At 67.4% G+C, this 13,535-nt stretch carries 12 protein-coding genes and 2 tRNA genes; 9 read left to right on the top strand and 5 right to left on the bottom strand.

Annotated features, from left to right (window positions below):
* Positions 1-3: 3 nt before the first annotated feature.
* The 3 genes from DVK05_RS06135 to DVK05_RS06125 all read right to left on the bottom strand — a co-directional run bounded on the left by DVK05_RS06135 (position 4) and on the right by DVK05_RS06125 (position 1,190).
* Positions 4-531, bottom strand: a complete 528-nt coding sequence (locus tag DVK05_RS06135; protein ID WP_121562527.1) for a 30S ribosomal protein S4 — start codon at positions 529-531, stop codon at positions 4-6.
* On the bottom strand, positions 528-1,049 hold the full coding sequence (locus tag DVK05_RS06130; RefSeq protein ID WP_053771106.1) for a 30S ribosomal protein S13: 522 nt from the start codon (positions 1,047-1,049) through the stop codon (positions 528-530). The genes DVK05_RS06135 and DVK05_RS06130 overlap by 4 nt, the downstream gene beginning before the upstream one ends.
* A gap of 55 nt (positions 1,050-1,104) precedes the next feature.
* Positions 1,105-1,190 (bottom strand) — tRNA-Ser (locus DVK05_RS06125).
* A gap of 229 nt (positions 1,191-1,419) precedes the next feature.
* Between DVK05_RS06125 and DVK05_RS06120 the strand changes: the two genes are divergently transcribed.
* From DVK05_RS06120 to DVK05_RS06075, 9 genes are all read left to right on the top strand, one after another.
* Positions 1,420-2,460, top strand: coding sequence for a zinc-binding dehydrogenase (locus DVK05_RS06120; protein WP_121562526.1), 1,041 nt, complete (start codon positions 1,420-1,422; stop codon positions 2,458-2,460).
* Positions 2,450-2,815, top strand: coding sequence for a hypothetical protein (locus DVK05_RS06115; protein ID WP_121562525.1), 366 nt, complete (start codon positions 2,450-2,452; stop codon positions 2,813-2,815). The genes DVK05_RS06120 and DVK05_RS06115 overlap by 11 nt, the downstream gene beginning before the upstream one ends.
* Before the next feature lie 86 nt (positions 2,816-2,901).
* Positions 2,902-3,480 (top strand): (d)CMP kinase, encoded by a 579-nt coding sequence (gene cmk / locus DVK05_RS06110; RefSeq protein ID WP_121562524.1) that lies wholly within the window; start codon positions 2,902-2,904, stop codon positions 3,478-3,480.
* A gap of 19 nt (positions 3,481-3,499) precedes the next feature.
* Positions 3,500-4,498: an RNA-guided pseudouridylation complex pseudouridine synthase subunit Cbf5 gene (locus tag DVK05_RS06105; protein WP_121562523.1), complete on the top strand. Its 999-nt coding sequence runs from the start codon at positions 3,500-3,502 to the stop codon at positions 4,496-4,498.
* 22 nt (positions 4,499-4,520) lie between these two features.
* The gene (locus tag DVK05_RS06100; protein ID WP_121562522.1) at positions 4,521-5,750 is read left to right on the top strand and encodes a succinylglutamate desuccinylase/aspartoacylase family protein; all 1,230 of its coding nucleotides are present in this window, start codon (positions 4,521-4,523) and stop codon (positions 5,748-5,750) included.
* 46 nt (positions 5,751-5,796) lie between these two features.
* Positions 5,797-5,867 (top strand) — tRNA-Pro (locus tag DVK05_RS06095).
* Positions 5,868-6,202: 335 nt separating this feature from the next.
* Positions 6,203-6,766: a hypothetical protein gene (locus tag DVK05_RS06085; protein WP_121562520.1), complete on the top strand. Its 564-nt coding sequence runs from the start codon at positions 6,203-6,205 to the stop codon at positions 6,764-6,766.
* The gene (locus DVK05_RS06080; protein WP_121562958.1) at positions 6,759-7,160 is read left to right on the top strand and encodes a hypothetical protein; all 402 of its coding nucleotides are present in this window, start codon (positions 6,759-6,761) and stop codon (positions 7,158-7,160) included. Before DVK05_RS06085 ends, DVK05_RS06080 begins: the two co-directional genes overlap by 8 nt.
* The gene (locus DVK05_RS06075) at positions 7,157-9,049 is read left to right on the top strand and encodes a hypothetical protein (RefSeq protein WP_121562519.1); all 1,893 of its coding nucleotides are present in this window, start codon (positions 7,157-7,159) and stop codon (positions 9,047-9,049) included. The genes DVK05_RS06080 and DVK05_RS06075 overlap by 4 nt, the downstream gene beginning before the upstream one ends.
* A gap of 643 nt (positions 9,050-9,692) precedes the next feature.
* On the opposite strand, the gene DVK05_RS06065 is transcribed toward DVK05_RS06075, so the two are convergent.
* The gene (locus DVK05_RS06065) at positions 9,693-10,010 is read right to left on the bottom strand and encodes a hypothetical protein (RefSeq protein WP_121562518.1); all 318 of its coding nucleotides are present in this window, start codon (positions 10,008-10,010) and stop codon (positions 9,693-9,695) included.
* Positions 10,010-13,525, bottom strand: a complete 3,516-nt coding sequence (locus tag DVK05_RS17555) for a hypothetical protein (RefSeq protein ID WP_233562169.1) — start codon at positions 13,523-13,525, stop codon at positions 10,010-10,012. Before DVK05_RS17555 ends, DVK05_RS06065 begins: the two co-directional genes overlap by 1 nt.
* Between the last annotated feature and the right edge of the window lie 10 nt (positions 13,526-13,535).

Here is a 13,535-nt window from a genome sequence, read left to right as displayed (position 1 = left end):
TGGTTACTCCTGTGACTCCGCGCGCTCGGGGTGGAGATCGTCCGCGAGCGGGCTCGTCTCGTCGAAGGCGATGGCGCCTTCGTCGTCGACGTCCACCTTCACCGACGGGCGCGTGACGCGGGCGCCGTTGACGGTGATGTGGCCGTGGACGATGAACTGGCGGGCCTGCTGGGTCGAGGAGGCGAAGCCCTGTCGGTAGACGACCGTCTGGAGGCGACGCTCCAGGAGGTCGGTCACGTCGAGCGACAGGACCGTCGAGATGTCGTCGTTGTCGCCGAGGATACCGATGCGGCGGAGCCGGGTGACGAACTCCGCGCCGGCGTCCTGGGCGGCCTCGACGTCGCCCTGCGCCTCGCCGAGCAGCCGTCGGGCCTCCCGACGCATGTTACGCAGCTCGGACTGGGCGCGCCAGAACTCCTCTTTGTTCTTCAGGCCGTACCGCGAGAGGAGGTCGGACTCCTCGGCGATGCGCTCGCCCTGGTACGGGTGGTTCGGCGTCTCGTAGCCCTTGGTGTTCTTTCCGGTGCTCATTCGTCGTCACCGCCTTCGTCGTCCGCCATCTCCTCGCGGATCTCCTCGACGTTGACCCCGATGGTCCCCTCCGAGCGACCCGTGGACTTGGTGCGCTGGCCGCGGACCTTCTGCCCGCGCTTGTGGCGCACGCCCTTGTACGATTCGATGACCTTCATCCGGTTGATGTCGTGACGGCGCTTCTCGCTGACGTCGGTGCCGACGAGGTGCGTCGTCTCTCCGGTGAAGAAGTCGTTCTGTCGGTTCGTCATCCACGACGGGACGTGGTCTTCGAGGTTCTCGGCGATGTCGACCACCGCGTCGATGTCCTCCTCGTCGAGGAGCCCGAACGTGGCGTTGCGGTCCACGTCGGCCTTCTCGGCGACCAGCCGCGCCGTGCGCGTGCCGATGCCGTCGAGTTCGGACAGGCTTCGCTCGACCGTCTTCGTCCCGTCGAGGTCCGCGCCCCCGATCCGAACGAAGTACTGGAGGTCTTCCTCCTCCTCCGGCGAGTCGTCCTGTGATTCTTCCGTGCTCATGTGTTGGTTGTGGTGAGCCCTACCGACGCGAATCGGCGGTACTCGTCCGTTCGAGCGTTGCGGCGGGGATTCGAACCCCGGAGGCAGTGACGCCACAGAGTTAGCAACCCTGCGCCTTGGGCCAGGCTTGGCTACCGCAACCCGCGTTGTATCATCGCCCTTGCGGACTCGGGGCCCGACGCCCCTGCAGTTCGTGCGTTCGTATGCTCCCGCCTTCGGTACTTAAACATCACGAAACGGTCGGGTCGCTGTGGGCCACTCGCACGGTCGGTGCGCGCGCAGTCCCGCGGGTTCGCCGGGTGCGGCGAGAGGGTGACCGCCCGCTTCCGTGAAGCGTACTGTTTAGTGGGTCCCGCGGGAGGGTCCGAGCATGAAGGCCGTTCAGTTCGACGACCACGGCGACCGCGACGTGATCGAGTACGGCGAGTTCCCCGACCCGGAGCCGGACCGCGGCGAGGTCCTCGTCGACGTGAAGGCCGGCGCGTTGAACCACCTCGACATCTGGACGCGACGCGGGATGCCCGGCATCGACCTGGAGATGCCGCACGTCCCCGGCAGCGACGCGGCGGGCGTCGTCGAGGCCGTCGGCGAGGGCGTGACGCGCTTCGAGCCGGGCGACCGCGTCGCCGTGAGCGCCGGCGTCTCCTGCGGGGACTGCGAGTTCTGTCGCAACGGCGAGGAGTCGCTGTGCGTCTCCTTCCACATCATCGGCGAGCACGTCCGCGGCGTCCACGCGGAGAAGGCGACGGTGCCAGCCGCGAACCTCGTCCCGGTCCCGTCCGGCGTCGACTGGGAGGTCGCCGGCTCCGCGTCGCTCGTCTTCCAGACCGCGTGGCGCATGCTCCAGACGCGCGCCGACATCGAGGCCGGCGAGAAGGTGCTCGTCTTGGGCGCCTCCGGCGGCGTCGGCCACGCGGCGGTCCAGATCGCCGACCACGCGGGCTGTGAGGTGTTCGCGACCGCCTCCACCGAGGAGAAGCTCTCGCACGCCGAGGCGTGCGGCGCCGACCACGTCATCGACTACGAGGCGAACGACTTCGCCGAGGAGGTCGCCGCGCTCACCGGCAAGCGCGGCGTCGACGTGGTCGTCGACCACGTCGGCGAGGCCACCTACCCCGACTCGCTGAAGTCGATGGCGAAGGGCGGCCGGCTCGTCACCTGTGGGGCCACGACCGGCCCGAACCCGGGCGCCGGGCTCAACCGCATCTTCTGGAACCAACTGTCCGTCATCGGCTCCACGATGGCGACCCCCGGCGAGGTCGACGACGTGCTGGAGCTCGTCTGGGACGGCACCTTCGAGCCACGCGTCCGCGAGGTCCTCCCGATGAGCGAGGCCGCGCGCGCACACGAGATGATCGAAAACCGTGAGGGCTTTGGCAAAGTGGTGGTAAAGCCGGACAGTGAGCTCTGAGACCGACGACGACGCGGACGCGACCGCCGACGGCACCACCGACGGCGGCTACGTCCACGTCCCGGGCACCGACGACGGCGCCGACGCGACCGACAACGACGGCGCCGGCGGCCCGACCGCCGCCGACGAGCCCGCCGCCGACGGCTTCGGCCGCAAGGGGTGGGCGCTGACGGCGGCGATATTCACCTGCGCGCTCGTCATCCCCGGGATCATCTACGTCTACCCGTACGCCGCGGGCTGGTTCGGTCTCCCCTTCTTCGCGACGTACCTCGCGCTCCCGCTCGTCCCCGCGCTCCTCCTCGGCCTCGTCGCGGTCTGGTCGATGACGGCCGCGACGGCCGACGACGAGCCCTGACCGAGCGGGGCCGGATTGCCCGCGAACGGACGGCCCCGCCGCGGCCGAACGACAACCGTTTTGAACGACACCCGCGCAGTGGTGATATGTTGATCACCGTCTCCGGCCCGCCCGGCAGCGGGAAGAGCACTAACGCCGTCCAACTGGCGGACGCGCTCGGCCTCGGACACGTCTCCGGCGGCGACATCTTCCGCGAGATGGCGGCCGAACGCGACATGACGCCCGTCGAGTTCAACGAGTTCGCCGAGGAGGACCCCCAGATCGATCGCGACCTCGACCGCCGGCTCCGCGAGATCGCCGTCGAGCGCGACGACGTGGTCCTCGAATCGCGGCTCGCCGGGTGGCTCGCGGCCGACCACGCCGACTTCCGGTTCTGGTTCGACGCGCCGCTGTCGGTCCGCGCCGAGCGGATCGCGGAGCGGGAGGCGAAGCCGGTCGACCGCGCGCGGACGGAGACGGAGCGCCGCGAGGCCTCCGAGCGCAAGCGGTACCGGGAGTACTACAACATCGACATCGAGGACCTCTCGATCTACGACGCCGCGTACAACACCGCCCGCTGGGGCCCCGAACGGTTCCTCGACGTCCTCGTCGCGACCGTCGAGGCGTACGACCCCGAGGACGACGAGGGGAAATCGCCCGTCGAGGGCGTCGTGTACGACTTCTGAGTCTCCACCCCGCCTCCGCATGACAGACGCCACAGACCCCGACGCCGACGCTCCCGCCGACGGGAAGGACCCGCTTCGCGCGCCGCCCGGCGAGCGCTCGGTGCCGGAACTGCTGCGGTTCGGCGTCGTCAACCTCGACAAGCCCGCCAGCCCCTCATCGCATCAGGTGTCGGCGTGGGTGCGCGACGCGATAGACGAGACGCTCGCCGCGCTCGATCCGGCCGGTCCCCCCACCGGCGGCGTCGCCCACTCCGGCACGCTCGACCCGAAGGTCACCGGCTGCCTGCCAACGCTGACCGGCGACGCGACGCGCATGGCGCAGGTGTTCCTCGAAGGCGCGAAGGAATACGTCGCGGTGCTGGAGCTCCACGGGCCCCCGCCGGCGGACTTCCGCGAGGTGATCGCGGAGTTCGAGAGTGAAGTGTACCAGAAGCCGCCCCGGAAGAGCGCCGTGAGCCGTCGCCTCCGCACGCGAACGGTCCACGACCTCGACGTGCTGGAGGTCGCCGACCGCCGGGCGCTCCTCCGGATCCGCTGTGAGTCGGGGACGTACGTCCGGAAGCTCTGTCACGACCTCGGGCTCGCGACGGGGGTCGGCGCGCACATGGGCCACCTCCGCCGCACCGCCACCGACCCGTTCGACGACCGCGACCTCCGCCCGCTCCAGGACCTCGTGGACGCGCTCGCCTGGGCCGAGGAGGGCGACGACGCGCTCCTCCGCGAGGTGGTCCGTCCGGCCGAGGACGCCCTGACGCACCTCCCCGCGGTGACGGTCGCGCGGTCGGCCGCGCGCAGCGTCGCGACCGGCGCGCCGGTGTACGCGCCCGGCGTGATCGACGCGGACGACGCGGCGGTCCCCGACACGGTCACCGGTCGCGAGATCGACGCCGACGGGGGCGATCCGCCGCTCGTCGCGTGTTTCACCCCGGACGGCACCGCGGTCTGCCTCGGGCGCGTCGTCGGCGACCCGAGCGCGGACCGCGGGAAGGTCGTCGACTTGGAGCGCGTTCTTTTATAGGTCGGCCACGCCGGGTTCGGGTATGGACGAGCCGGACGCGGACGGGGAGGCGGACGGACGGATAACGCTCGGGAGCGCGAGCGCCGCGCCGGGGACGCTCGACCGGGGACGGCTCCCGGTCGCGGACCTGCCGACCGGCGGCTCGGAACGGCTCCCGGTCGCGGTCGCGAACGGCGCCGCCGACGGGCCCACGCTGTGGCTCACCGGCGGCGTCCACGGCGACGAGGCGACGGGCGTCGCGGTCGTTCAGGACGCGGTCGCGGTCCTCGGCGACCGTCTCGCCGACCTCGCCGGCGCGGTGGTCGCGGTGCCCGTGGTCTCGCCGGCCGGACTGCGACGGAACGCGCGAGAGACCTACTACGCCGACGAGGATCCGAACCGCCACTTCCCGGACGCGGACGCCGAGTCGGCCCGCCCGCCGAAGCTCCAGGAGCGGATCGACGCCCGGCTGTACGCCGCGATCACCGGCCGAGCAGTCGACGGCAACGACGAATTCCCGGCCGGCACCGACGCATTCGCGGGCGACGCGACCGCGGACCCCGTTGACTCCGTCGGGACGAACGCGGCCGCGGATGCGCTGATCGACTGCCACACCGCCGGCGTCGGCAGCGAACCCTTCGTCATCCGCGACCGTGTCCTGTACGGCGACCGGCGGAGCGAGGAGGAGGCGGCCGCGCTCTCCGCCGAACTCGGTCGGCTCGTCGAGGCGTTCGGCCTCCCGGTCGTGCGCGAGTACCCCGCGGCCGAGTACGTCGAGGAGAACCTCCAGCGCTCGACCGCGGGGGCCGTGCTCAACGAGGCCGGTATCCCGGCGTTCACGGCCGAAATCGGCGCGCACAGCGTCGTCGACGACGCGCTCCTCGACGCGGGCGTCGCGGGCGTGGTCGGCGTCGCGGTCGAGATGGGGCTGCTGGCCCCCGGCGACGCGCCCGAGTCGGTCGGCGACCCCGGCGTCGGCGTCGACCCCGCGCCGGTCGATTTCCCCGTGCGACGATTCCGCGGACCGGCGATGGACGCGGCCGGACTCGTCCGCCACCGCGTCGACGCCGGCGACGCGTTCGGCGAGGGCGACGCGCTCGCCGACGTGGTCGGCGCAACGGGAACGGCACGCGCGACGGTCCGCGCCGACCGCGACGGCTACGTCCTCGGCCGGTGCGAGGGGTTGGCCGTCTACGAGGGCGACCCGATCGGGAGCCTCGCAGTCCGGGACGACGGCGACCTCGTGGCGTCGCGGGACGCCGCCGACGAGTGAAGCGAAGTCCTTAATTACCGGACCGCCGTTCGTCTGCGTGTAGTCAGGGACCGTGGGGTAGTGGTATCCTATGCGGATGGGGTCCGTATGACCTGAGTTCGACTCTCAGCGGTCCCATCAGAAATTTTACCTATTCTCATTATCAGCAGTCTTAGCACTGTCTAACACCCGAAAACCGGATTCGGGGGGTGCGCTATGAACCGCCAACCCGGCGGTTCCGACGAAACCGCGCAGTGCCGGTATTGTGACGGTCACGTCTCTGATAGGTTCCGGGCTGTCTTCGGTGATGAAGACGACGTCGCGCACCGGTGCCTCGGGTGTGACTGCTTCCGTCGCATCAGCCGCGGCAGCGCCGCCGGAGTCGACATTGACCTCGTCGATCCCGCCGAGGACCCGAACCGTAACCGTGGACAGCGTGTTGGCGCCGCCTTACGCGCCGACGGAGGTAGCCGATGAGCCGTACACGCAGCGAGCCGTGGTACTCGGGCGCCCATCGAGCGCTCGTTCCTGAGGTCGGCCCCGTCGACAAACACGGCCTCTGTGAGTGTGGTCACTGCGATCGTGAACAGAGCTACCGTCTCCCCTGGCCTGAGATCGGAGGCGATGTCGCGTACTGCGAGTATCACGTCGCGCGGTACCGACATCACAACCGAGAGATCTGGGAGCGCATCAGAAGCCTCGACGAACTTGAGGATCCCGATGTCTACGCCGTCGTCGGCGATCGATTCCTCACGCTTGAGGAGGTCCCCGAAGAGATTTCCGTCGACGGCGAGAGGATGCGTCGCGTCGCACTCGGTGTCGACGGTTGGGCCCTGTTCGACAGCGCAGAGCCCGATGAGGACGGTGAAGTTCGGTTCGTAACCATCGATCGGAACCTCGAACCCCGAGAGTCGGTGGAGATCAGCCGGTCGTCCGCTGGCGAGTTCCTCAACTGGTTCCGCGAACACGAGGGCGTTCACGACCTCGACCCGGACGCTCGCCGCGCGCTCTACGGGGGTGATCATCGCGATGAGTGACGATCGCACTCAAGAAACAGAGGGACTCGATCACCTCGTCCTTCGGCGACCAATCGCCCGGTGGGTTGATGACCAGAAGGTCGCGGCGAATCCCGTCACGCAGGAGATCGTCCACGACCCGGTCGACACGCCACGAATCCCACGGCGGCGGATAGCCGGCGTCCACATCGGACGCGTCAGCTCGGAGATGGTCCCGGTCCGTGGGTATCGCGACGGTCGCTACGTCCTCGCGATCGCGCCGGAACACGCCTCTATCGATGTGTTCGATCCGAGCGATCGCGACCCGGGCGAGCCCCCGCTCGACGTCACCGAGTCGTGGGTTCCGCTCGTCGCGGTGTTCACCGCCGGCGAGCGCGGTGCCGTGGTCGTCCCCCGGAAGGAGGTGGAGTTTTGAGCGACGACTACCTCGAACCCGGGCCGCAGGGCGACCTTGACGAGCTGCTGGGCGACGCCGAGCCCGTCACCGGTGACGAAGAGGATTCGATCGAGGGCGTCGTCGATTCCGACGAGGCGCGCGAGCTTCGCGACGCCGCCGGCGAAGGGACTCGGCAGGTCCATCCCAGCAGCCCGGAGTCGACCGAGTACCGGACGTTCGACGTCGAGGGGCCGATTGAGTGCGTCGAGCCGCGTGTTCACGCGTTCGGCGCTCACCTCCTGTTCTCGCAGCCCGATACTAGTCAGAACGGTCACCCCGGCTCGCTGTCCCCGTACGACGCGATTGTCTCGCAGTACGAACCCAGCATCGCCGACGACATCGGGTCGTTCGCCTTCGACGACGAGCTCTGGGAGATCAATCCGGACAAGACCAACTACTGGTCCGGCGGTATCGCGGCGCCGTCGCGCCCCTACGAGACGTTCAACGAGTACCAGATCGCCGTCCGAGCGCAAGACGGCCTCGGTGAGCGGAAGGCCTCGTTCCAGTTCCGGCCGTCGGTGCCGGACGCGCGAACGGCTGACGGCGAACGGATTGGGTCGATGCCGGAATATCTCCCGTACGGCCTACGCGTTCAGGCGAACTCCAGCAACTTAGAGCCGGACGAGGTGATCCCGTTGCTCCGTCGACTCGCGGAGGAACTCGACATCAGTACGCACTACTTCCGCGACGAGTGCGTTCACGAACACTCGAACGCCTACCAGATGGAGATGTACCTCCGCCTGGACCGCGGCGCCGGCGAGCAACACGTCGCCGGGCAGGGAGCCGTCCTCGACCAGCTCGCGCTCTTCGGTTCGAACAACCGCGGGAAGGGCGAGTACAAGTGGGACAACGAGAAGGTCGTCGGCCACCGGAACGCAGTCGCGCTCGACGAGTCGACCTGGAAGAAGCTCACGGAGAAGCCGAGCGGCGTCGGGAAGCTGGTGAAGTACTACCATCCCGAGTTCGCCCGGTCTGAGGAGACATCGTCAGATGACGATCCGCTCTCGGACCCGAAGCTTGAGATCCAGTGGTCGAAGGACTACTCCGACCGAGCCTCGGTGCCCTGGAGCGAGGACGGCGCGTTCGACGTCGAGGCGCTCCGGACGGAGCTCGACGAGTCGCTCGTGAACGTCCTCGTCTGGGCAGGGCTCCCGACGCGTGCCGACCCCCGCGTCTACACGGCGGATCACTACTTCGAGGCGACCGAGTCAGAGCGGAATCTCGACCTCGTGGACAACAAGATGCCCAGCGTCCGGGAGGGTGAAGAGCAGCAGGCGGTCGCGCACTTCGCTCGCGGCGATGCGACCGAGTCTGAGCGCTCCGTGCTGGCTGCGCTGACCGACGGCGGCGACGGAGCCGGCGTCGACGAGCTCGCCGAGCTGTCGGACACGTCTCGGTCGACCGTCTACCGTGCCGCCGAGAAGTTCGATGACCTCGTCGAGGTTGCGAACGCGAAGATGTCGTTCGAGGACAGCCTGATCCGCGAGAAGTTCCAGGACCTGCTGAACACTTTTGAAGATGTCACGGACTGGGTCGTCGGCGGTGTGCGTCAGCTCGCGTCGGCGGAGACGGAGATGATCGACCAGGACTCCGCGCTCGCACGCTGGGCTCGGCGTCACGGCATCTCGATCACCGAGTCCGTCGACGGGATGGTCGTCGATCTCGGCGGCCAGCCGCTTTCCCGGGTCGAGCTCGTGAAGCTCATCCGCGCCGGCGTCGACGCCGCGGAAGATACGGGCTCGATGGCGTACCGGAAGTTCATCAGCGGTGAGTTCTCCTGGACGGAGAAGGAGAAGGGACGCCGAACGGGTCAGCGCCCGATCAACCGCAACGGGGACGTTCTCTTCTCGTCGAAGCTCCCCCGCTGACCACCGACAGTTGAGTGGCAACACTATTCTGCCCCCTGTTTCTTGTTGACATCGTTACGTTTTGAGCGGGATCTGAGCCGATTTTGCTCTCAATCGCGGTCGCGATCAACCTCGACGTCGTCGCGAGCGCTGCGGCTGATCAGGGTTCGATCCCACGGGCTGGGACGGACCCCTTAGGGAGTGTGCCTAAGGGCACCCCCTTCGGGGGAAAATACACAGCAACCGCTTTCGGAAGTTCCACCTGAAGCACTCGAAACAGGGGTTCGTCCCGCGCGGAAAATTTTAGTCCTAACCACTTCGAAGGAGCTTCAGGAACCCAACCGGCGCGTATCTCTTCGAACGCTTACAGCGGCGCAGCACGCGCCGAGAAAACAGGTCTGCTCGCGAGTCTTCTACGAGGTTAGTCGGTCGCGAGCAGAACCGAGGAAAGCAATTACAAATAGTACCGCTAGAGCCCCAGTGAGCAGGAACTCTGTCGAGCGAACTATCTCGGCCAACGCTCCGCCCTGCGCCACGAACAGTTGGCCGAGCAGTGACCGCCTACAGCTGTAGGCTGTCCGACCACACGTTCGGAACATCACGTGAAGAGCGAGCGGGATGCCGAGGAAGGCTAACAGCGCGTACGCTTTCGCCTTCTTCAGCATCACACGGTCGTCTCAAGCCGGCCGAGCGTCTGTTCGATGACCCAGTCGCCGATAGCCGACCAGACGGTGTCAGCGAACGTTCCGAGTTGCGAGGTCATCGCACTCACGTTCGGGTCGACCCAACCGAGTGCGATCGCGACCCCGCCAACGACGAGGATCGCGATCCCGTAGGCTGCCCCCGACGAGACCGTGTCACCGATGATCTTCCCGATTTTGACGACTTTCAGGATGTAGAGCGCGCCCATCAGCAGCATCGCGCCCATCAGCAACTGCTGGCCGGCGCCCAGCGCTTCAAGCGCGTCGAGGAGCCAGCTCATCAGTCCGACCCCTCGTCGTCGTTCGAGAACCGCCCGCCGATAACGACCTGCGGCCGGTCGTCGTCGGGTGAGTTGTTCGCGCGGTACTCGCGGACGAGCTGAATGAGCGCGTAGCCGCCGATGAGGACGGCGATGAGGAACGCGTCGGAGTTGACGAACTCGGCGAGAAGGTCGCCCTCACCGAGGCCTTGGAGCGCGACCACGCCGGCGACGGCGACGATGGCGATCCACCGCGCAGTAGTGAACTCGTCGACCTCTCGGAGGAGGAACAGCGAGCCGATGGCGATGCCGCCGACGGCGAGGATGGCGCCGGCCTCGGAGCCGAGCGAGAAGAGCCCGGCCTGCCCGGCCGCAACGACGACGGCGGCGCCGATGGCGCCGGTGAGCAGCCTGTTCTCGCCGATACTCACGAGACCGCTGCCGACGCTGGAGACGGCCGCCTTGACGCCGTTCCCGAGCGTGGGACCGACTCGCGGGATGCGGGAGACGGCGCTGTCGGCGCCGGAGGCGAAGCCGTCGATGGCGTCCCGAGAGGCTGCCGGTCGGGTCCCGGCGACGAACAGCATCGCGACACTGCCGAACAGCACGGAGAGGCTCGGCAGGTTGCCGGTGGTGAACGTGGCGAAGACACCGCCGCCGACGGAGTCGGTCCCCGGACTTGGCGGGTCGGTCGGTTCGATCGAGACGAGGCCGACGTCGTCGCGGTCGACAGTGATCGCGTCCGGTTTCTCGGCGGCACCGAGCTCGTTGTCGGAGCCGTCGACGATAGCGTACCACTGGCCGTCAGTGCCGGCGACGTACTCCGCGGTCCACGAGTCGCCGACGACGCTGGCGGGCTCGACGACGAACTCGGTGTTGGTCGCGTTGACGCTCTCCGGGACGCGGACGCGCATGGAGTTCCGCTCGGGCGAGACGCGCGCCGAGAGCGTGTTCAGGGTGACCCTCGAACCGCTGCTCGCGTTCGGCGCGTAGAAGCGCTGGTCGCCGTCGCTGTAGAGTTCGACGTAGTCGCTCTCGGCGCTGTACGTCTCGTTCTCAGCGTAGTAGACGAGCCCGCCCTGTGGCGTCTCGCCGACTTCGAGGTAGCTCCCGGAGTTCCACGAATCGAGCTGGATGCGGGAGTCCATGTCGAAGCCGACCGGCGTCGCGCGGACAACGGAGATCTCGGAGTCGTGCGCGTCGACGCGGGAGCCGGTGGAACGGACCTCGACGGTCGTTCCCTCCGGCACCGGGTCGCCAGCGAGCGCAGACACGTCGACGTCGAGCGTGGTTCCCGAGAGGTTCGCGGCCGACTGCGGGACGCTCGACCAACTCCCGGTTTCGTTCAGCCGGTAGTCGAGCGCTCGCATCGAGAGGACGGTGCGAGCGTGCGGGATGGTGAGCGTGGCGTTCGCTCGCGAAGTTGTGTACGTCTTCGAGATGTTGTACCGCTCGGAGAGCGCTTCGCTCTCGTAGTCGACAGTGCGCGGCGATTCGAGGTCGTGGCGGAACTCCAGTTCGACCTGCGGCTCGGGGCCGTCGCCAGAGTACGAGCCGTCGCCGACGTGGACGGTGACGTTGTTCTGGCCGTCTTCGAGCCACGAGACGCTGCCCCCGAGGTCGACGGTCTCGCCTTCGGCGAGCGTGCCGTTGTAGGAGGCGGTGTGGCCGTTCAATTCCACGACGGAATCTCTTGTTTGACTCACCTCCGTCCACGACGCGGACACGTCGACGGGACCGTTGACCGACACGTCTGCCGACTGCGAGCCTGTCGAGAGGTCGACCGAGTCTGTGACCGTCTCGCCCGGCCCGAGGACTCCCGAGTGAGACACGGTCGATCCGCCGACGCTAACCGAGGGATCTTGAGTCGCAGTAACCGCCGTCCATGACACCGACACGTCGACCGGCCCGGTCGTCGATATGTCGGCTGTGTGAGACCCCGGAGAGAGGTCGATTGTCTCGCTCGTCGAGCCGTCGAGGACGCCATTGTGGGATACCGTGTTGCCGTCGACCGTCACCGATGGGTCCGACGCGCCGTATTGCTCAGTATAGCTGATCTCATAGTCGACAAGACCGGCGTCGGTCGCCACGTCGACGCTTTGCGACCCGCGACTCACGTCGATCGGAGTCGAGCCGGTGAGCGAGACGGACTCCGACCCGCCGGGATGATCAACCGTCACCGACGACGGGCTCGGACCTGATATTTTCACGTAAGGCTCCGAGACGCCGAACTGGTCCCCAAGCCAGCGATGTTTGTATTGCGGGTTTGGATCTGTCTTGAAAGTCACGTCCACCGACGAACGTCCAGACACGTCGACGTTATTAATGTCAAAGACTTTATTCCAAGTGCTTTCTTGTTGATATTCGATGGTATCTTGTTTTGTCCCATCTATCCAAACTGATATATCATGATAGCCGTTAACGGGAGCATCGTTCATTGCGGCGTTGACCTCTAACGAGGAGATCGTTTGGACGTTATCGGTAGGGACGGTGACGGTCATGGAACTTTTGAGGCCATTTTTGCTTTGACTGACCCATTTGCTCGACGCGCTCCGAGGGTTGCTCAAGCTGACTGATCCGCCTGTTGGAGCGCGATCGCCGTCGATTGAGAGTGACTCGGTCGTCCCTGTCGCGCTCGCGGTCCCGGTCCGCGTTTGCGTCGACGAGCCGCCGTCACTCGATAGTGTGAGCGTTGCGTCTCTCGCGGGGGCGTTGCCCCCCACGTCGACGCTAAAGCTATTTCCATCCGTCTGACTGGTCTTACTCACCGACTCTGCCGTGGTTGACTCCTTGCCGGTGAGAGTCACGCTCTCGTCTCGCGGCGACGCCGTCCCGCCGACATTGATCGGGATCGAGCCCGAACCGGAGACGGTTGTCGACGTTGACGCCGAAGCGGTGTTCTCCAGGCCCGTCGCATTGAGCACGAGGTTGTCGACGGAGTCACGCGAGTCGAGCTGATACGTGTGCCGCGTGCCGTCGACGGCCGGCCGGTCGCGGATGACGAGCTCGCCGCCGAAGGTGACCGTGTTCGTCGAGAACCCGCGGACGTAGAACGCGGCGGAGTCGCCGCGGACCTGAATGGCCTCGGTGTACGTCCCGTTCTCCTCGTGAGCGATACGCGCGACGCTCGGAACACCGCCCTGAGTCCGGTTGAACCACTCAGTTGGGACCGAGACCCAGCGGCCGTCGTGCGTCCGCTCGTCGGTCAGGTTGAGCGCGGGCTCGCCGTTGACGGTCGTCGTCTCGACGCGCATCGTCTGTGCGCCGGCAGAGGCGTGAACGGTCGGACTCTCGTCGTCTCGGAGGTGTGACGCCGGAATCGCGTTCAGTCCACCGAGCGGGCCGCGGTCGACGCCGCCGTCGACCTCCTGGAGCTCCGTGCCGTCGGGCGTGACGACCGTGCCGTTGTTCGGCTCGATCTCGGTGTCGTCCGACGGCATCAGCAGCATCGGACCGGCGGCCATCGCGACGATGACGACGCCGATCAACCCGACAACTTTCAGCTGCTCGTCGTCGAGGTAATCGTCGATATTCATGCCGACCTCC

Origin of the sequence: Halorubrum sp. Atlit-8R, assembly GCF_003666025.1 — an archaeon.
GTDB classification, from domain to species: domain Archaea; phylum Halobacteriota; class Halobacteria; order Halobacteriales; family Haloferacaceae; genus Halorubrum; species Halorubrum salinarum.
The sequence above is the reverse complement of the archived record's forward strand: the minus strand, read 5'-3'. Positions and strand labels throughout refer to the sequence as shown.

Bases quoted from the DNA above. Each gene is read 5' to 3' on its own strand.
- DVK05_RS06080 (WP_121562958.1), top strand. From the start codon at position 6,759: ATGAGTGACGATCGCACTCAAGAAACAGAGGGACTCGATCACCTCGTC.
- DVK05_RS06085 (WP_121562520.1), top strand. From the start codon at position 6,203: ATGAGCCGTACACGCAGCGAGCCGTGGTACTCGGGCGCCCATCGAGCG.
- DVK05_RS06135 (WP_121562527.1), bottom strand. From the start codon at position 531: ATGAGCACCGGAAAGAACACCAAGGGCTACGAGACGCCGAACCACCCG.
- cmk (WP_121562524.1), top strand. From the start codon at position 2,902: ATGTTGATCACCGTCTCCGGCCCGCCCGGCAGCGGGAAGAGCACTAAC.
- DVK05_RS17555 (WP_233562169.1), bottom strand. From the start codon at position 13,525: ATGAATATCGACGATTACCTCGACGACGAGCAGCTGAAAGTTGTCGGG.
- DVK05_RS06120 (WP_121562526.1), top strand. From the start codon at position 1,420: ATGAAGGCCGTTCAGTTCGACGACCACGGCGACCGCGACGTGATCGAG.
- DVK05_RS06130 (WP_053771106.1), bottom strand. From the start codon at position 1,049: ATGAGCACGGAAGAATCACAGGACGACTCGCCGGAGGAGGAGGAAGAC.
- DVK05_RS06105 (WP_121562523.1), top strand. From the start codon at position 3,500: ATGACAGACGCCACAGACCCCGACGCCGACGCTCCCGCCGACGGGAAG.
- DVK05_RS06100 (WP_121562522.1), top strand. From the start codon at position 4,521: ATGGACGAGCCGGACGCGGACGGGGAGGCGGACGGACGGATAACGCTC.
- DVK05_RS06065 (WP_121562518.1), bottom strand. From the start codon at position 10,010: ATGAGCTGGCTCCTCGACGCGCTTGAAGCGCTGGGCGCCGGCCAGCAG.